The sequence below is a fragment of the Streptomyces tubercidicus genome (assembly GCF_027497495.1).
GTDB classification, from domain to species: Bacteria; Actinomycetota; Actinomycetes; order Streptomycetales; family Streptomycetaceae; genus Streptomyces; species Streptomyces tubercidicus.
In genome coordinates, this window is record NZ_CP114205.1 from 504,138 (window position 1) to 520,610 (window position 16,473).

Annotated in this window: 17 protein-coding genes; 12 read left to right on the plus strand and 5 right to left on the minus strand. The window is 70.6% G+C overall.

What is annotated here, in order from left to right; translation table 11 throughout:
• Positions 1-134: 134 nt before the first annotated feature.
• Positions 135-839, minus strand: a complete 705-nt coding sequence (locus STRTU_RS02285; protein ID WP_159741979.1) for a TetR/AcrR family transcriptional regulator — start codon at positions 837-839, stop codon at positions 135-137.
• A 289-nt stretch (positions 840-1,128) separates the two neighbouring features.
• On the opposite strand from STRTU_RS02285, the gene STRTU_RS02290 reads away from it, so the two are divergent.
• Both STRTU_RS02290 and STRTU_RS02295 read left to right on the plus strand, forming a co-directional pair.
• The gene (locus STRTU_RS02290) at positions 1,129-2,655 is read left to right on the plus strand and encodes an APC family permease (protein WP_246240073.1); all 1,527 of its coding nucleotides are present in this window, start codon (positions 1,129-1,131) and stop codon (positions 2,653-2,655) included.
• 153 nt (positions 2,656-2,808) lie between these two features.
• Positions 2,809-4,506: an amidohydrolase gene (locus STRTU_RS02295; RefSeq protein ID WP_159741980.1), complete on the plus strand. Its 1,698-nt coding sequence runs from the start codon at positions 2,809-2,811 to the stop codon at positions 4,504-4,506.
• A gap of 65 nt (positions 4,507-4,571) precedes the next feature.
• Here STRTU_RS02295 and STRTU_RS02300 read toward each other — a convergent pair whose 3' ends face one another.
• Positions 4,572-4,982 carry an organic hydroperoxide resistance protein gene (locus STRTU_RS02300; RefSeq protein WP_159741981.1) on the minus strand — a complete coding sequence of 137 codons (411 nt, stop codon included), beginning with the start codon at positions 4,980-4,982 and terminating at the stop codon, positions 4,572-4,574.
• A gap of 127 nt (positions 4,983-5,109) precedes the next feature.
• On the opposite strand from STRTU_RS02300, the gene STRTU_RS02305 reads away from it, so the two are divergent.
• From STRTU_RS02305 to STRTU_RS02335, 7 genes are all read left to right on the plus strand, one after another.
• Positions 5,110-5,571: a MarR family winged helix-turn-helix transcriptional regulator gene (locus tag STRTU_RS02305; RefSeq protein ID WP_159741982.1), complete on the plus strand. Its 462-nt coding sequence runs from the start codon at positions 5,110-5,112 to the stop codon at positions 5,569-5,571.
• A gap of 270 nt (positions 5,572-5,841) precedes the next feature.
• Positions 5,842-6,075 (plus strand): acyl carrier protein, encoded by a 234-nt coding sequence (locus tag STRTU_RS02310; RefSeq protein ID WP_159741983.1) that lies wholly within the window; start codon positions 5,842-5,844, stop codon positions 6,073-6,075.
• Positions 6,072-7,310, plus strand: a complete 1,239-nt coding sequence (locus STRTU_RS02315) for a beta-ketoacyl-[acyl-carrier-protein] synthase family protein (RefSeq protein ID WP_159741984.1) — start codon at positions 6,072-6,074, stop codon at positions 7,308-7,310. Before STRTU_RS02310 ends, STRTU_RS02315 begins: the two co-directional genes overlap by 4 nt.
• A gap of 44 nt (positions 7,311-7,354) precedes the next feature.
• Positions 7,355-8,254: an alpha/beta fold hydrolase gene (locus tag STRTU_RS02320; RefSeq protein ID WP_159741985.1), complete on the plus strand. Its 900-nt coding sequence runs from the start codon at positions 7,355-7,357 to the stop codon at positions 8,252-8,254.
• Positions 8,255-8,312: 58 nt separating this feature from the next.
• Positions 8,313-8,630, plus strand: a complete 318-nt coding sequence (locus STRTU_RS02325) for an ArsR/SmtB family transcription factor (protein ID WP_042158115.1) — start codon at positions 8,313-8,315, stop codon at positions 8,628-8,630.
• Positions 8,627-9,475, plus strand: coding sequence for an SRPBCC family protein (locus STRTU_RS02330; RefSeq protein WP_159741986.1), 849 nt, complete (start codon positions 8,627-8,629; stop codon positions 9,473-9,475). The genes STRTU_RS02325 and STRTU_RS02330 overlap by 4 nt, the downstream gene beginning before the upstream one ends.
• 480 nt (positions 9,476-9,955) lie before the next feature.
• Positions 9,956-10,681, plus strand: coding sequence for a transglycosylase SLT domain-containing protein (locus STRTU_RS02335; protein ID WP_159741987.1), 726 nt, complete (start codon positions 9,956-9,958; stop codon positions 10,679-10,681).
• A 171-nt stretch (positions 10,682-10,852) separates the two neighbouring features.
• Here STRTU_RS02335 and STRTU_RS02340 read toward each other — a convergent pair whose 3' ends face one another.
• Entirely contained in the window at positions 10,853-11,050 is a 198-nt protein-coding gene (locus STRTU_RS02340) for a hypothetical protein (protein ID WP_159741988.1), read from the minus strand.
• A gap of 745 nt (positions 11,051-11,795) precedes the next feature.
• Between STRTU_RS02340 and STRTU_RS02345 the strand changes: the two genes are divergently transcribed.
• The 3 genes from STRTU_RS02345 (at position 11,796) to STRTU_RS02355 (ending at position 14,363) form a co-directional block, all read left to right on the plus strand.
• A complete protein-coding gene (locus STRTU_RS02345; protein ID WP_159741989.1) occupies positions 11,796-12,449 on the plus strand; it encodes a transglycosylase SLT domain-containing protein in 654 nt (217 codons plus the stop codon).
• 386 nt (positions 12,450-12,835) lie between these two features.
• Positions 12,836-13,696 (plus strand): lysozyme, encoded by an 861-nt coding sequence (locus STRTU_RS02350; protein WP_159741990.1) that lies wholly within the window; start codon positions 12,836-12,838, stop codon positions 13,694-13,696.
• Positions 13,697-13,913: 217 nt separating this feature from the next.
• Positions 13,914-14,363, plus strand: a complete 450-nt coding sequence (locus STRTU_RS02355) for a spore-associated protein A (RefSeq protein ID WP_159741991.1) — start codon at positions 13,914-13,916, stop codon at positions 14,361-14,363.
• A 119-nt stretch (positions 14,364-14,482) separates the two neighbouring features.
• Here the strand turns inward: STRTU_RS02355 and STRTU_RS02360 are convergent, their stop codons facing one another.
• Both STRTU_RS02360 and STRTU_RS02365 read right to left on the minus strand, forming a co-directional pair.
• On the minus strand, positions 14,483-16,027 hold the full coding sequence (locus STRTU_RS02360) for an SDR family oxidoreductase (RefSeq protein ID WP_159741992.1): 1,545 nt from the start codon (positions 16,025-16,027) through the stop codon (positions 14,483-14,485).
• Positions 16,028-16,127: 100 nt separating this feature from the next.
• Positions 16,128-16,433 (minus strand): hypothetical protein, encoded by a 306-nt coding sequence (locus STRTU_RS02365; RefSeq protein WP_159741993.1) that lies wholly within the window; start codon positions 16,431-16,433, stop codon positions 16,128-16,130.
• Between the last annotated feature and the right edge of the window lie 40 nt (positions 16,434-16,473).

Sequence of the window (16,473 nt, forward strand, 5' to 3'; positions counted from 1 at the left end):
ATCCCTTTACTCCGGCCGCTCCCCTGCCGCTGGCTACTCCCCTGCCCCTGGCCACTCCCCTTCCACCGACAGACCCGCGCACCCCAACCATCCCGCGCACCCCGACTCTCCCGCCCACCGCGACAGCCGCCCCCTCACCCCACCCTCTGCGCCGCCTCCTGGCGCATGGCTGCGACGAGGAGGTCGAGGGCCGGTTCGACGGCCGAGTGGCCCATTTGCGGCAGCTGGTCCCGTACGCGGTGCAGGTTGGGGTAGTCGTCCGCGGGCAGGTTGGCGTACTCGTCCTGCCATGCCTGTTCATCCGCCGCTCGCTGGGCGGGGGGCAGCCGCAGGACGCCGGCGTCCACGGCCGCATGACCGAGGGCGGTGTCCACGAGGGCGTGATAGTGCCGGACGGCGGTCGCCTCGTCGAAGCCGGCCTGGAGCAGCAGGCCGATGCCCGTGTCGACGGCGCGCTGTTCATGGGGCCGGCCGGTGACCCGTACGGTGCTGAACACGGCGATCTGCGGGTGACGCAGCGCGGAACGGTAGGCCCGCAGCCCGAGTTCGCGCAGATCGGCGGCCCAGTCGCCGCCGGGGGCGAAGCCGGTCATGGACTCGCCGATGAGCCGGTCGGCCAGCGCCAGCAGCAGATCCTCGGTGTTGCGGAAGTAGCGGTAGATCGCGGAGGGATCGGCGCCCAGCGCCGCGCCGAGTTTGCGCACGGTGAAGGCCTGCGCCCCCTGGGCGTCGATGAGTTCACAGGCGGCGTCGACGATGAGATCGGCCGACAGGACCACGCCTGAACTGGTCGGCCGGCGCCGCTTGCGCTCCACCGGGACGCGCTCGCTCTCCGCCATACCGAACCCCTCCGCCTCGCTCCGTCCCTGCCCCGGGCCCTATCGGGGCCAGTTAACCATCAGGTTACGTCAACACCGTTGACACAAGAATGAACGACCTGTTTCATCGGCGGACATACACGGACCGCCGCGGTGCCGCATCCCGCACCACCCCCCTCCGTACGACGCGGCCGGACCCCGATCCCGGGCCCGGTCCGCGCCGCCCTGCCCCGCCCTCCCCACCCGCGCCTCCCGTTCCCCAAGGCCCGGCCGAGACCGGCCCGGCCCGCCCGTCCAAGGAGTGAGTGCCATGCCTTCCGCAGTGCAGCAGGACCCCGGCCCGGCGAGAATGCGCCGCTCACTGGGGGTGAAGGACGGGGTGGCGATCGCCGCGTCAAGCACCGCCGCGACCACCAGTATCGGCATCGGAATGGGCACTCTGGCCGCGTACGCCGGCCGGCAGACACCCGCCCTGTTGCTGCTGGCCTTTGTGCCCATCCTCGGCATCGCGCTCTCGTATGCCCGGCTCAACCGCAGTGAGCCCAACTGCGGCAGCGGCTACACCTGGGTGGGCCGGACCATCGGCCCCTGGCCCGGATTCCTGACCGGCTGGGTGGTGCTGGTCGGCAACGTGATCTTCATGGCGTACACAGGCGCGGTGACCGGCTCGGTCGTGCTGCAGTTCCTCAACAAGCTGGGCCTGCACAGCGTGTGGGGGCTCCCGCTGGATCCGTCCTCGACCGGCATCAGCACCGCCGTGGGCCTGGTCGCGCTGGTCGTCGTCACCATCACCGCCATCACGGGCGTACGGGCCGCGACCCGGCTGCAGATGGGGCTGCTGATCTTCGAGTACGCGGTCCTGCTGGTCTTCTGCGGCTACGCGCTGATCGTCGGCGACCAGCAGTTCTCGCTGTCCTGGCTCAACCCGTTGGAGATCGGCTCACCGCAGGCCGTGGCCCAGGGGATGGTGCTGGCGGTGTTCTTCTACTGGGGCTGGGACGCCGCGTTCAGCGTCAACGAGGAGACCCGCAGCTCCACCGACGCGGCCCGCGGCGGACTGATCGCACTGGTCGTGATGATGGGCCTGTTCCTCGTCGGTTCGCTGGCGTTCCAGCGGGTGATGAGCACCGGGGAACTGGTGCACAACGGGCCGCAGGCGCTCACCTTCCTCGGCACCAAGCTGGCCCCGGAGCCCTGGGCCTCGCTGCCCCTCGCCGCCCTGATGTGCTCCGCCTTCGCCTCCCTCCAGTCGAGCGTCATCCCGACCGCCCGCGGCACCCTGGCGATGGCCCGCGACCGGACGCTGGGCGCGGTGTGGCAGCGGGTGCACCCGCGCTACGGCTCCCCCGCCGTGGGCACCGTGCTGATCATGGCCATCGCCGCGCTGCTCGCCGTACTCGCGGTCGGCATCCCCAAGCTCAACGACATGATCCTCACGGCCGTCAACTCGATCGGCCTGACCGTGGCCCTTTACTACGGACTCACCGCGCTCGCCTGTGCGGTGCGTTTCCGCGACAGCCTGCGCGCCGGAGCCGTGCGCGCGCTCCGGGACGTGGTCGTACCGGCGGTGAGCGCGCTGACGCTGTTCGGGCTCGGCGGCTACCTCGTCTGGGACTACGCCACCATGAGCGACCACTTCGAAGCGAACCCGGACAACGGCTGGTTCATGCTGCTGCTCCCCGTCCTCTTCATCGTGGCCGGCCTGGCGACCGCCGCCTGGGCCAAGTGGGTACGCCACGCCCCGTACTTCCGCACCGGCCAGGGGACGGACGCCGATGCGATCACCTTGCCCATGGACGGGGAGGGCGGCCCGCTCCCGAGCCCCGTGGAGGGCTGACCACCACCGAGACCACCCATCGCCCGACCGTCCGATCTGCTACCCGATCCCCCTGTCCGGTACCCCCATCAAGTCCCCCATCCGATCCCCTTGTAACGCCCCCAACACGCACATCGCACATCGCACTCCCCACACCACTGGAGCAACCACCACATGGATCTCAGCAGCACCCCGGACTCCCGCACCTCCGGCTCCGCCGACGGCGGCCCCGCGGACCTCGTCTTCCTCTCCGGCCCCGTGCACACCGTCGACCCCGCGCGGACAAGGGCGAGCGCGGTGGCGGTACGCGGCGACCGCATCCTCGCCGTCGGGCACGAGGAGGACGTCCGCGCGCTGATCGGCCCCGCCACGGAGGTCGTCGATCTGCACGGCAAGCTGCTCATCCCCGGCTTCCAGGACGCGCATGTCCATCCGGTGGGCGGCGGGCGGGAGTTGGCGCTGTGCGATCTGAGCGCGGCGGAGACGGCCGAGGCGTACCGCGAGCTGATCAGCGCGTACGCGGCGGCGCATCCGGAGGTCTCCTGGATCACGGGCGGCGGCTGGTCCATGGAGGCGTTCCCCGGCGGCATGCCGACCCGCGAGTTCCTGGACGCGCTGGTGCCCGACCGCCCGGTGTTCCTCGTCAACCGCGACCACCACGGCGGCTGGGCCAACTCCTGTGCCCTGGAACGGGCCGGGCTCACCGAGCGTACGCCGGACCCGTCCGACGGGCGGATCGAGCGGGACGCCGACGGCCGGCCGACCGGCATGCTGCAGGAAGGCGCCATGGAGCTGGTGGCCAACCTGATCCCGGAACCGACGCTCGCCGAGCGGACCGAGGGGCTGCTCCGGGCACAGCGCCTCCTGCACGGGTACGGAGTGACCGCATGGCAGGACGCGATGCTGGGTTACGCCCCCGGGATGCCCGATGTCACCCCCGCGTATGTGGCCGCCCGGCGCGACGGGAAGCTCACCGCGCGGGTGACCGGCGCGCTGTGGTGGGACCGGGCCCGTGGGGCGGAACAGATCCCCGAACTCATCGAGCGGCGGGCCGAGTTGACGGCGGGGCGGCTGCGGGCGACCAGCGTCAAGATCATGCAGGACGGGATCGCCGAGAACCACACGGCCGCCATGCTCACTCCCTACCTCACCGCCTGCGGCTGCGCCTCCGACAACAGCGGCATCTCGTTCATCGACCCGAAGGCGCTGCAGGCCTACGTCAGCCAGCTGGACGCGGAAGGCTTCCAGGTGCACTTCCACGCCCTGGGCGACCGGGCCGTACGCGAGGCGCTGGACGCCGTCGAGGCGGCCCGGCGGACGAACGGCCTGCGCGACACCCGGCCGCATCTGGCCCACCTCCAGGTCGTGCACCCCGAGGACATTCCGCGCTTCCGCCGGCTCGGGGCGACCGCGAACATCCAGGCGCTGTGGGCGGCGCATGAGCCGCAGATGGACGAGCTGACCATCCCCTTCCTGGGGCCCGAGCGCGCCGCCTGGCAGTACCCGTTCGGCGATCTGCTGCGCTCGGGCGCCACCCTGGCGGCGGGCAGCGACTGGCCGGTCAGCTCCCCCGACCCGATCGCCGCACTGCATGTCGCGGTCAACCGCCGGGCGCCGGAGGACCCGCCGTCGGCGCCGGTCTTCCTGCCCGAGCAGCGCATCGACCTGGGTTCGGCGCTCGCCGCGTACACGGCCGGCAGCGCCTACGCCAACCACCTCGACGAGACCGGCACCATCCAGCCGGGAAAGCTGGCCGACCTGGTCGTACTCGACCGCGACCCGTTCGACGGCCCCGCGGACGAGATCGCCTCCACCCGTGTGCTGCAGACCTTCGTCGGGGGGCAGCGGGTCTACGCGTCGGATGACGCCTGAGGCGCCCCGCCCGGCGGACCGGCCCCGCGCACTCTCGCCGGGCCGGTCCGCCGGGTGCCGCTCCGCTACTCGATGACCAGCTCGACATCGATGTTGCCGCGGGTGGCCTTGGAGTACGGGCAGTACTGGTGCGTGGCCTCGACCAGCTGCCGGCCGGTCTCGCCGTCGAGGGTGTCCGGCAGCTCCACCCGCATCACGACGCCCAGGCCGAATCCGGTGTCGTCCTTGCCGATGCAGACCTCGGCGGTGACCGAGACATCCTTGGTGTCGATCTTCATCTGCCGGCCGACATGGCCCATCGCGCTGGCGAAGCAGGCCGCGTATCCGGCGGCGAAGAGCTGCTCGGGGTTGGTGCCGGCGCCGTTGCCGCCGAGCCCGGGAGGCATGGCGAGGGCCAGGTCGATCTGCCCGTCGGAGCTGACGGCCCGGCCCTCACGGCCGTTGGCGGTGGCGACAGCGGTGTACAGCGCGTCCATGACGGTTCCCCTTCGATAGCGCGGCGGCCGTTCCCCGGCCGCCCGATGGCCACACAGTTGCACACATACAAATTGTGCGCAACTAAGTTGTGCACAACTTAATGACACGTCGAGCTAATCTGGGTCCATGACCTCTGCGACCAGGCCCCCGGTACCCGACGCCGAACTGCTCCGCCTCGACCACCAGGTCTGCTTCTCCCTGCACGCCGCCTCACGCGCCTTCGGCGGCGTCTACCGGGACGCCCTCAAGGACCTGGGCCTGACCTATCCCCAGTACCTGGTCATGCTGGTCCTGTGGGAGCACGGCTCCCAGCCGGTCAAAACCATCGGCGAACAGCTCCGGCTGGACTCCGGCACCCTCTCCCCGCTACTCAAACGCCTGGAGTCGGCGGGCCTGGTCCGCCGCGAACGGAGCACCGAGGACGAGCGCTCGGTCACCATCCACCTCACCCCGGCCGGCGAGGAGCTGCGCGAACAGGCACTGCCGGTCCCCCGCCGGATGCTGGCCGCGACCGGCCTGACCATTGAGGAACTGCGCACCCTCCAGGGCCTGTTGGGCCGGGTGACGAGCGCCCTGGACGAGGTCTGAACCCGGCCGCTTCCCGAGTCTGCCGCCCTTCGCCCCGTACCTCCCGGCGGTCCGCGGCGTTACGTACGTAGGTGCTTTCCGCGGTGTCCGCAAGGCGAGGCGCGGACGCGATATCCACCCCGGCCGCTCATCACCCCATTGAGCTACCAAGGTTGGGGAGTCATCGGGGCAAAGGCGTATAAAGGGTGGTCAAACCAGCCGGAGCCGCCGGCGAAATCCCGCCCACGACGCGGTTGGCAGCATCGCCTACGACAAGCGGAGGAGCGCCACGTGAACGCGGCAGAAGTTGTCAACACCTTGCTGGTCCAACGATTCGGGGTGGCCCCCGCCGACATCACCCACGAGACCCCGCTGCGCACCCTGCGACTGGACTCCCTGGCGCTGGAAGAGCTCCGCGTTCTGATCGAGGAGCGGCTGGACATCGACCTCGACGAGGTGTCGCTGACCCCGCGGAACACCGTGGGCCAGCTGGTGACGGCCGTCGACGGCAACGTGCCCGCATGACCGCCCGCCAGGAGCCGTTCTCCGCGGCCGTAACAGGACTGGGTCTGGTGACCGCGGCGGGCGTGGGGGCGAAAGCCACCTGGCACTCCGTCACCCAGGAAACTGTCCCCGGCGGAGTGAGCCACCAAGAAGAACTCGCCGATCTGCCCTGCGACTTCATGTACACCATCGCGGATCTGGACACCACCGAGCTGCTCGGGGTGGCCACCCAGCGGCTGATGGACCGCTTCTCCCAGCTCGCGGTGATCGCCGCCCGGGAGGCCGTCGCCGATGCCGGGCTGGACCCGGAGTCCTGGGACGGCAGCCGGGTCGCGGTGGTCATCGGCTCCGCGCACGGCGGGCTGCCGTTCTACGACCAGCAGCATGTCGCGATGGCCGGGCGCGGCGCCCGCCGGGTCTCCCCCAAGCTCGCCCCGCTGACCGTCGTCAACAGTGCCGCGAGCAGCGTCTGTATGGACCTCGGCGCACAGGGCCCCAGCATGGGCGTGGCGACGGCCTGCTCCTCCGGCACGGTCGCCGTGGGCACTGCACACCAGCTGCTGCGCGCCGGGGTCTGCGATATCGCCATCGCGGGCGGGGCGGAGTCGGTGCTGTCCCGGCTGCTGATCGCCAGCGCCTGCCAGATGAAGGCGGTCTCCACCCGCCGCGACGATCCGGCCACGGCCTGCCGCCCCTTCGACGCGGGCCGGGACGGCTTCGTGGTCGGGGAGGGCGCCGGGCTCCTCGTCCTGGAGCGGCCCGAGCACGCGAGCGCCCGCCGGGCACCCGTCCGCGCCCGGATCCGCGGCTACGGCGCGTCGAGCGATGCCTACGCGGCGGTGGCCCCGGACCCCGAGGGCAACGGCATCGAGCGGGCGCTGCGCAGCGCGCTGGCGGACGCACAGGTAGCGGGCCGGGATGTCGGCCATGTCAATGCGCACGGCACCTCGACGGTGGTCAACGACCGCGTGGAGGCCACCGTGCTGCGACGGGTCCTCGGCGATCACCCGCTGGTCACCTCGACCAAGGGGATGACGGGGCACGCGCTGGGCGCCGCCGGCGGGATCGAGACCGCGCTCACGGTGCTCGCCCTGGAGCAGCAGCTGGTGCCGCCGACCGCCAACCTCGAAGTGCCGGATCCGCGGATCCCGATCGACATCGTGCGCAATGAGGCCCGGCAGGCGGCGTTCGACTGCGCGGTCAAGACCTCGCTCGGCTTCGGCGGGCACAACGCCGCGCTCGTACTGACCCGCTAGCCACCGCGTGCCCCTCCCGCCGGTGCCCCGAGAAGGAATCTGCCATGTCCGAGGAAATGATCCGCTCTCTGTCGGTGCGCGGGGTGTCCTACTCCTACCGGCGGCTGCGGCAGCCGGAGCGGATCACCGAACCCGTTCTGGTGCTGGGCGGCGCGCTGCAGGGGATGTACGGCTGGCCGCAGATGGAGGATCACGTGGGGCCGGTGGCGGACGTGGTCACCGCCGATCTGCCGGGCATGGGCAGTGCGGATCCGCTCCCCCCGGGGCCGAGCATCGATGTCGTGTGCGCGGCGATCGAGCGCATCATCGACGATCTGGACGTCCCGAGCATCAACCTCTTCGGGTTCTCGTACGGGGCGGGTCTGGCCTACGGGTGCGCCCGGCGGTTCCCCGGGCGCATCGCCCGACTCGCCCTCGGCGGGGTTCCGGCACATATCAGTGACGCCCAGGTCGAGCTGTGGCGGCGGGCCTCCGAGCATCTCGCGCAGGGTGACGCCGAAGCCTTCGCCACCCTGGTCGCCCAGGGGCTGATGTGCCTGGACGACCGCCGGCACGTCGCCCACCGGAAGCTGGCCTACCGCTATGTCCGGCGCTCGATGCTGCAGGCGGCCCGCAACTCCCGGCACGCGGTCGACTCGCTGCGCCGTGGGATCTCGGACCGCCCGGACTTCTCCGGCGGGCTGACCGATGTCCCCACCCTCGTCTTCAGCGGCGAGCACGACACGGTGACCTCCCCGGCCCGTCAGCGGGACTTCGCGGCCACCATCCCGGGCAGCCGGTTTCTGACGATTCCCGATGCCGATCACTGGGTGGTGCTCGAACGCCCGCAGGAGGTCGCGGACTTGGCGGCGCGGTTCTTCACCGATGGGCCGCTGAGTTCGGCGCCCTGCCTGGCGCCGGTGGTGCGCGAGGAGCCGTCGCCGGCCGATCCGGCATGTGTGTGAGCCCGACCCGCGGCAACATTCCCTTGCGGCTATATAACCGGGGTGGCATGCTGAAGGTATGCCCCTACCGTTCGACGTACTCGCCGAGCCGAGCCGGCGGAAGATCCTCGACCTGCTGCTGGAGCGCCCGCGGCTGGTCGGTGAACTCACGCAGCAGCTCGGACTGAGCCAGCCCGGCACCTCCAAGCACCTCCGGGTACTGCGCGAGGCCGGGCTGGTCCAGGTGCGGCAGGACGCGCAGCGCCGCTGGTACGAGCTCCGGCCGGAGCCCCTGGCGGAGCTGGACGCCTGGCTCGCCCACTACCGGCACCTGTGGACCGGTCGCCTGGACGCACTGGAACGGCACCTCGACGCCATGGAGGACGACCCCCGATGAACCCGCACTCCGACACCCTCACCACCGCCGACGGCCGCACCGCACTGCGCATGGAGCGCAGACTCGCCCATCCGCCCGCGAAGGTCTGGTCGGCGATCACCGATCCCGCGCACGTCGGGAAGTGGTTCCCCTCCGAGGTCACCGTGGACCTCCGTCCCGGCGGCGCGATGACCTTCCATATGCCCGGTGTGAGCGGCATCGCCATGACCGGTACGGTCACCGACGCCGAGGAGCCCCGACTGTTCGCCTTCTCATGGGGCGAGGACCATCTGCGCTGGGAGATCACCCCGGACGGCGACGGCTCGCTGCTGGTCCTGGTCCACACCTTCGGCGACCGGTTCGGCGGCGCCAGCTTCGCCTCTGGCTGGCATCTGTGCCTCACCGCGCTGTCGCAGCTGCTCGACGGTGACTCGCCGCATGTCGAGCGCGACAAGGGCGATCTGCACGAGGCGTACCTGGAGCAGTTCGACCTCGGTCGCGGGGTGGTCGAGGACACCGCGGACGGCCCGCGGGTCCGTTTCGAGCGGCAGCTCGTGCGGGCCACCGAGACCGTCTGGGCCGCGCTGACCTCGGGGGACGAGCCTGCGGCCGGGGCACCCGTACCGACGGGCTTCACCAGTCGACAGGCTCCGGCCGGGCCGGTCACCGAGGTCGCGGCCCCGACGGTGCTCGCGTACCGCTGGCATCCGGAGGGCACGGTCCGCTGGGAGCTGGGCCAGGGCACCGGCCACGGCCCCCGTCTCGTCCTGACCCAGACCGGTCCGCAGGGCTTCGACGCGGACGCCGCGCTGGAGGCGTGGCACGAACGTATCGAGCGGCTCGCCGCGCAGCTGATGACGGACTGAATTCCCGCCTCCGCCTTTACCACCGCATACTCGCGCCCCCTGTGGACTTCCATAGGGGGCGCATGCCATGAGGCACTCCCGAGCCTTACCCCAGCCGTCGGCGCCCGTTGCGGAATTACCCCTTCGACGTGTGAGCCAGGCAACTCCGCACGGCCGTGAAACGGAATGCGGCGGCCGGTCCGCGTGATGCCGGGCACGCGACGTACGTCACGTACGAGCATTCCTAGTCGGTGCGGTTCCCCGCGCCTATCGCGATGTGCGGCATTTACAACGGACATTCCGCCCTATCTCACGAAGATAGGTAGTACAAGGCATCTTTGCCACCATCCTGGGCCCGCGCTAACCATGTTCCCGGTAAGCACCGAGAACGAGCCCGCGATCTCAGCCGGAGCGGCGAAACGCGGCAATGACCCTCGGTCCTCACGCGCCAACCGAAGGCCGTTTCCCCCGCCAACAAGCCCTGGAAGAGGTCACCTCCGCATGCCCAACTTCGCCCTGCCCCGCACCGTCCGACTGACCCGTACGCACAAGGTCTCCGCCGCACTGGTGGCCACCGCGGGCTGCGCCGCCGCCCTGGCGTTCACCGCGGCGCCCGGCAACGCCGCGACCACCACCGCCGCGGACGCACCGGCCGTGGTCAAGCCGGTCGGCGCCAACGGCCTGCCGCTCACCGCGAAGGACCGGGCCGACGACGGCAAGCAGGCCCGTGCGGTCGCCTCCTCCGTCGCCGGCGGTCTCAAGGTGGCCCCTGCGGAGAAGCCGGACCGCGCCGCCGAGAAGCAGGACCGCGCCGCCGAGCAGCCCGCCAACCGCTCCATCGAGCGCAAGGCTCTCGTCGCGCCGAAGACCGCGCCCAAGGCGCCCAAGGCCGCACCGAAGCGCTATGCGAACAACCTTGACGGCTGGATCCGTGAGTCCCTCGCCATCATGAAGGCCAAGGGCATACCGGGCTCCTACGAGGGCCTGCACCGCAACATCATGCGCGAGTCCGCCGGTGACCCCAACGCCGTCAACGACTGGGACATCAACGCCATCAACGGCGTGCCCTCCAAGGGCCTGCTCCAGGTGATCCAGCCGACCTTCGACGCCTACCACGTCTCCGGTACACCCCATAAGCTCACCGACCCCATCGCCAACATCACCGCCGCAGCCAACTACGCGGCCGACCGCTACGGCTCCATCGACAACGTCAACTCGGCCTACTGAGCCGGGAAAACGCGACCGCCCAGACGGTCGGAGCAGACTGATCCGGGTGCCGTCATGCGGCCCCGAGCACAGCAACGGCAGTGGCCCTGCCCGCATCCCGCGGGTGGGGCCACTGCCGTTTGCCGTTGCTGTCCGGCACCGGCGCCGGGGCTTCACGCCCGGCGCCGCCGGTCAGTAGCGGTCGCGTCGGGGCAGGCCCTCGCCGAAGAGGGTGTCGAGCACCTCGCCGGCGATACGGAGTCCCTGCCGCTCCTTGGCCGTGAGGCGGTCCTGGTGGCGGCCATCGACCGGCGCCGCGGCGGCCGCACCGGTCGCGAGGAAGCCGGTGACGAGAAGACCGGTGAGAACGACGGAAAGACGACGGAGCATAAGGATGTCCCTACGGTGAGTGGTGACGGTGTGCGGTGCCACCTTCCGGGGCCAGCGGGCCCGGAGTCATGCGACAGCTCCGGGCGCTGCTGCGAACGGACCAGCACCACCGCCGTATTGCCGTAGCGGAGCTCTCCCCAACGGCCGAGCCGGTCCGCCCTGCTCCTGCTCCTGCTCTGCTCCGTACCGCCGCGAAATCCGGCCGTGCCCGATCGTGAAACAGGGCACAATTGCCGCCCTTTTGGCCCCAGCCATAGTGCCCCGCACCACATTTACGGATTACCGGCCCGTCCCACCGGGTCCACATCCGGCGGAATTCGCTGCCACCGGTGCCGAACCGGCGCCCGAACCAGCCCTGAACCGACCCCGGAGCACGCTAATTCCGGTGTGAGCCAGGCAACTTATGGGCGGGGGACGAACGGCCTTTGAGGCCGTTATCGGGTGACCCGAGGCACGCGATGTATGTCACTTACGACCCCGCCTAGTCGATAGCCATGCGACCATTGCGGGCCAACGCCGCCGGAAACGCTTATTACTTCGGCGGGACGGGTTTATCTCACGAAGATGAGTAGTACAGAGCACCATTGCCTCGATTCGGGACCGGCGTTAACCATGGATTCCGACGCACCGAGAGCGAGTTCGCGAATCACGCCGCACGGCGAACGCGGCAAAGACCTCCGGTGCGTAACGCGCCGCCAAAAAAGGCCGCCTCCCCGTCCCCAGTACCTGGAAGAGGTCACTCTGCATGCCCAGCTTCACCCTGCCCCGCGCTGCCCGTATCACCCGCATCACCCGTACCCACAAGGTCGCCGTGGCCGTTCTGGCCGCCGCGGGTGCCACCTCGGGCCTGGCCTTCACCTCCGCCCCGGACACCGCTCAGGCCGCTTCTGAGCACGCCCCCGCCGCGGTCAAGCCCGTCAACGCGCAGGGCCAGCCGGGCAAGGCGGACGACGCCAAGACCGGCCGTCCGGTGACCGCCTCGGTCGCCGACCACGTGAAGGTCACCGCCGTGGAGAAGCAGCACAGCGCCCAGCAGGCCGCCAACCGCTCCGCCGAGCGCAAGGCTGTCAAGGACTACCCGAACAACCTGGACGGCTGGATCCGCGAGTCCCTGGACATCATGAAGGCCAAGGGCATTCCGGGCTCCTACGAGGGCCTGCACCGCAACATCATGCGCGAGTCCGCCGGTGACCCCAACGCCGTCAACGACTGGGACATCAACGCCATCAACGGCGTGCCCTCCAAGGGCCTGCTCCAGGTGATCCAGCCGACCTTCGACGCCTACCACGTCTCCGGTACGCCCCATAAGCTCACCGACCCGATCGCCAACATCACCGCCGCGGCCAACTACGCGGCTGACCGCTACGGCTCCATCGACAACGTCGACTCGGCCTACTGAGCCGGCGGAGCCGAAGAGCCGTCACCGGCACCCGAGGCCGGCCCAGCCGGATGAGGCGAGGGATATGACGGACGACACAAGCGAGCCGGCAGGCTCGGCATAGAGCAGCTTGCGAAGCGGCGGAATGGCGCGTTCGCCGCTGCGCGGTGGAGCGGGTCCCGGCAGTGCCGGGGCCCGCTTCGCTCTGTCGTGCGACCCGGAGACCCGGAACGGGGGCGTGCCGCGCCGTTTCCGCCCGCCGGACGGGTGAGATGCAGGGCCGGTCGGCGGACTGACGCGGCATGGGGTCATAGAGTCAGGCGGTTCTGCGTATATGTGTCTTATCGGCAGGATTCTGCTCAAAAGCTGCCGAACCTGACTCAACCGAAGGCCTTCGGAGGCATGCGATGCCCTTGCGCAGATCCGGTCCGGCCCGCCGTACATTCCCCCTTGCGGCCGGAACTCTCGTTTCTCTTCTCTCCGTGCTCGCTCTGCCCCTCGCGCTGCCCGGCTCCGCCACGGCGTCGGATGCCGAGAAGAGACCCGCCCACCCCGAACAGGACTGGATGGGTTCCACGATCATGGCCCACGAGGGCGGCGACCGGGCCGGCGGCCTGGGGTCCCGGGCGTCGGCCAGAAGGGGCGTGTCCGGCGTCGACGTCTCCAGCCACAACCGCAAGGTCGGCTGGTCTTCGCTGCGTAAGTCCGGGGTGCGTTTCGCGTACGTCAAGGCCACCGAGGGGACCAACTACACGAACCCGTACTTCACCCATCAGTACAGGGGCTCGTACAACTCCGGCATGATCCATGGCGCGTACCACTTCGCGCTGCCCGACCACTCCAGCGGCAGTACCCAGGCGGAGTACTTCGCCGAAAACGGCGGCGACTGGTCCAGGGACGGCAGGACACTGCCCGGTGCGCTCGACATGGAGTACAACCCCTACGGCGCGACCTGCTACGGCAAGAGCCACCGGGCGATGGTCAGCTGGATCCACGACTTCGTGCAGACCTACCACGAGGAGACCGGCCGGCACCCGGTCATCTACACCTCCACCAACTGGTGGAAGCGGTGCACCGGCAACTCCGGCAAGTTCGGCCGGACGAACCCGCTGTGGATCCCGCGCTACGGCTCGTCCGTGGGCGCGCTGCCGGGCGGCTGGGAGTTCCACAGCATCTGGCAGCACACCTCCTCGGGCCACACGGTCGGCGACCGGAACCGCTTCAACGGTTCGTACACCCGCCTCAAGGTCCTCGCGAACGGCCACTGACTCCCCCGGCAACGGCCGGTCTCCGCGCGCCCCCTGCGGCGCCGGGGACCGGCCGTTTCCCGTTCCTCCGCTTCCGCGGGGCGGGGCCGACCCTTTTTGGACAACTCCTCCGCCGTGACCGCGAATTCCCTCCCCGCGGTACAACCATCCACCGCCCACCGCCGTCCAACACTGCGAAATGTCCACGCGACGCACTTCACCCAACGGGGGAATTTCCATGAAGCGTTCTCGTGCCATCGCAGGAGCCGCGGCGCTCGCCGTTGCCGGTATCGCCACGATGGCGTCGGCCACCAGTGCGACCGCCGCACCGAAGGCCGCCGCGTACAACGGCGCCTGCGGCAGCGGCTACAGCGTAGTGAATTCCGTACCGGTCACCGGAAAGGGGACCGTGTACCTGACGTACAGCGCAAAGACCGGAAAGAACTGTGTCGTGACGGTGCGGAACAGCCCCGGTAAGCGGGTGTCCATGTACACCTACATCACGGCCACCGACGGCAGTTCGGACTGGGTTTACGACAGCGGTCAGTACACCTCGTACGCCGGTCCCGTCTATCTGCCCGGAAAGGGCATCTGTGTGGACTGGGGCGGCTCGATCGAGTCGGTCAGCGTCAGTGTTTCCGGCTCCAACTGCGGCCGGATGGCGGCCGGTGTGGTGACACACCACTGATCACCCACGACGGCGGGTTCCCGGGCAGCGCCCGACCGGGGACCCGCCGTCGGCATTCCGCGTACCAGGGCGCGTACGTCAACTGGCCGCCCCGTCAGATCACTTGGCGGCACTCGCATTCAGCGCGGGTCCGTCACGCCGGAGGACTGGCGGTGCTCGGCCGCCGCGGCGGCCGCGATGTTGCGGGCCATCCCGCCGAACACCGCGGCGTGGAACGGGGAGATGGACCACCAGTAGGCATGGCCGGTCAGTCCGTGCGGGTGGAACAGGGCTCGCTGGCCGTAGCGCGTACGGCCGTGGGCGTCGCGGCCGACCGTCAGTTCCAGCCAGGCCAGGCCGGGGAGCCGCATCTCGGCGCGCAGCCGCAGCAGCCGCCCCGGCACGACCTCCTCGACCCGCCAGAAGTCGAGCGAGTCGCCGACCCGCAGCCGTCCGGCGTCCCGTCGGCCGCGGCGCAGCCCTACCCCGCCGACCAGCCGGTCCAGCCAGCCGCGCACCGCCCAGGCGAGCGGAAGGGAGTACCAGCCGTTGTCGCCGCCGATGCCTTCGACCACCCGCCACAGCGCCTCGGGCGGGGCGTCCACGATCCGCTCGCGCCGGTCGGTGTAGAGGCTGCCGCCGGCCCAGTCGGGGTCGGTCGGCAGCGGATCGCTCGGCGCGCCGGGCACCGCGGCGTTGGACCAGCGGGTGGTGACCTCGGCGTCCCGTACCCGGCGCAGCGCCAGTTCCAGTGCGTCGTCGAAGGCGATGGGGTGGCCCGGCGGGTCCGGGTCGGGGACGTAGCGGGCGATGTCGTGCTCGTGGCAGACGACCTCGTAGCGCAGTGATTCGGCGAGCGGGCGGGCCAGGCCGGGCGGCACGGGGGTGACCAGGCCGACCCAGAGGCTGGAGAGGCGCGGGGTGAGCATCGGCACCGGGAGGATCAGCCGTTCCGGCAGGTCGGCGACCCGGGCGTAGCGCTGCATCATGTCGCGGTAGCTCAGGATGTCGGGTCCGCCGATGTCGAAGGCCCGGCTGATGTCGTCGGGGAGGCGGGCGCAGCCCACCAGATAGCGCAGCACATCGCGAACGGCGACCGGCTGGATGCGGGTACGCACCCAGCTGGGGGTGACCATGACCGGCAGCCGCTCGGTGAGATAGCGCAGCATCTCGAACGAGGCGGAGCCGGAGCCGATGATGACGGCGGCACGCAGTACGGCGGTGGGGACGCCGGATGCCAGCAGGATGTCCGCGACCTCGGCACGGGAGCGCAGGTGGGGCGAGAGCTCTCGCTCGGGGATGCCCTCGGGGGTGAGTCCGCCGAGGTAGACGATCCGGCGGACCCCGGCGGCGCGGGCCTGCCGGGCGAAGATCTGCGCGGCCCGGCGGTCGGTGTCCTCGAAGCGGCGGCCGCTGCCCAGGGCGTGCACCAGGTAGTACGCGACCTCGACACCGGCCATCGCGGTACGGACCGAGTCCTCGTCGGTGACATCGCCCCGCAGCACCTCCGTCTGCCCGGCCCAGGGGTGATCGCGCAGCTTCTCCGGTGTCCTGGCAAGCGCCCGTACGGCGTATCCGGCGGTCAGCAGCTCGGGGATCAGGCGGCCGCCGATGTAGCCGGTGGCGCCGGTGACCAGGGCGCACGGGCGTGCCGTGGAGTGCGGCGTTCCGCCCGTGCCGGCCATCTGCGCGGCCTCCTCCGGCTGGTAGCAGCATGATCAGCCTGCCCGCCAAGTCTGTCACCGGTTCCACGACGAGGCATCAGGGCGCGGGGCGGGGCGCGGGTTATGCCCGGGGCCCGCCCCACCTCGGCCGGGCGTCCCGGCGCAGCTCCGGCCGCCGTTCACGTCCGGCGCCGCGCCCCTTCCCCGGGCCGCCGCCGCGTTCCCGGCCACGGCCCCTCTCCTGGCCGTACGCCGCCTCATGGTCCGGATCACGGCTCGGATCCAGGCCCAGCATGTCCATCAACAACGACAGGTCGTCCGCGTTCCGCGCATGGCCGGCCAGCGCCTTCCTGGCGAGCCGTCGTTCCTCGTCACACGGCACGGTGCGCGGCGCGGAGTCATCGGCACTGCGGTGTTCATCGCTCACCGCTGCATTCTCGGCCGGACCACGGGAGCGTGCCCGTCGA

Excerpts from the sequence above, each read along its gene's own strand:
- STRTU_RS02340 (WP_159741988.1), bottom strand. The coding sequence starts at position 11,050 with ATGCTCCGTCGTCTTTCCGTCGTTCTCACCGGTCTTCTCGTCACCGGC.
- STRTU_RS02320 (WP_159741985.1), top strand. The coding sequence starts at position 7,355 with ATGTCCGAGGAAATGATCCGCTCTCTGTCGGTGCGCGGGGTGTCCTAC.
- STRTU_RS02360 (WP_159741992.1), bottom strand. The coding sequence starts at position 16,027 with ATGGCCGGCACGGGCGGAACGCCGCACTCCACGGCACGCCCGTGCGCC.
- STRTU_RS02325 (WP_042158115.1), top strand. The coding sequence starts at position 8,313 with ATGCCCCTACCGTTCGACGTACTCGCCGAGCCGAGCCGGCGGAAGATC.
- STRTU_RS02345 (WP_159741989.1), top strand. The coding sequence starts at position 11,796 with ATGCCCAGCTTCACCCTGCCCCGCGCTGCCCGTATCACCCGCATCACC.
- STRTU_RS02295 (WP_159741980.1), top strand. The coding sequence starts at position 2,809 with ATGGATCTCAGCAGCACCCCGGACTCCCGCACCTCCGGCTCCGCCGAC.
- STRTU_RS02300 (WP_159741981.1), bottom strand. The coding sequence starts at position 4,982 with ATGGACGCGCTGTACACCGCTGTCGCCACCGCCAACGGCCGTGAGGGC.
- STRTU_RS02335 (WP_159741987.1), top strand. The coding sequence starts at position 9,956 with ATGCCCAACTTCGCCCTGCCCCGCACCGTCCGACTGACCCGTACGCAC.
- STRTU_RS02290 (WP_246240073.1), top strand. The coding sequence starts at position 1,129 with ATGCCTTCCGCAGTGCAGCAGGACCCCGGCCCGGCGAGAATGCGCCGC.
- STRTU_RS02350 (WP_159741990.1), top strand. The coding sequence starts at position 12,836 with ATGCCCTTGCGCAGATCCGGTCCGGCCCGCCGTACATTCCCCCTTGCG.
- STRTU_RS02330 (WP_159741986.1), top strand. The coding sequence starts at position 8,627 with ATGAACCCGCACTCCGACACCCTCACCACCGCCGACGGCCGCACCGCA.
- STRTU_RS02315 (WP_159741984.1), top strand. The coding sequence starts at position 6,072 with ATGACCGCCCGCCAGGAGCCGTTCTCCGCGGCCGTAACAGGACTGGGT.
- STRTU_RS02355 (WP_159741991.1), top strand. The coding sequence starts at position 13,914 with ATGAAGCGTTCTCGTGCCATCGCAGGAGCCGCGGCGCTCGCCGTTGCC.
- STRTU_RS02305 (WP_159741982.1), top strand. The coding sequence starts at position 5,110 with ATGACCTCTGCGACCAGGCCCCCGGTACCCGACGCCGAACTGCTCCGC.
- STRTU_RS02285 (WP_159741979.1), bottom strand. The coding sequence starts at position 839 with ATGGCGGAGAGCGAGCGCGTCCCGGTGGAGCGCAAGCGGCGCCGGCCG.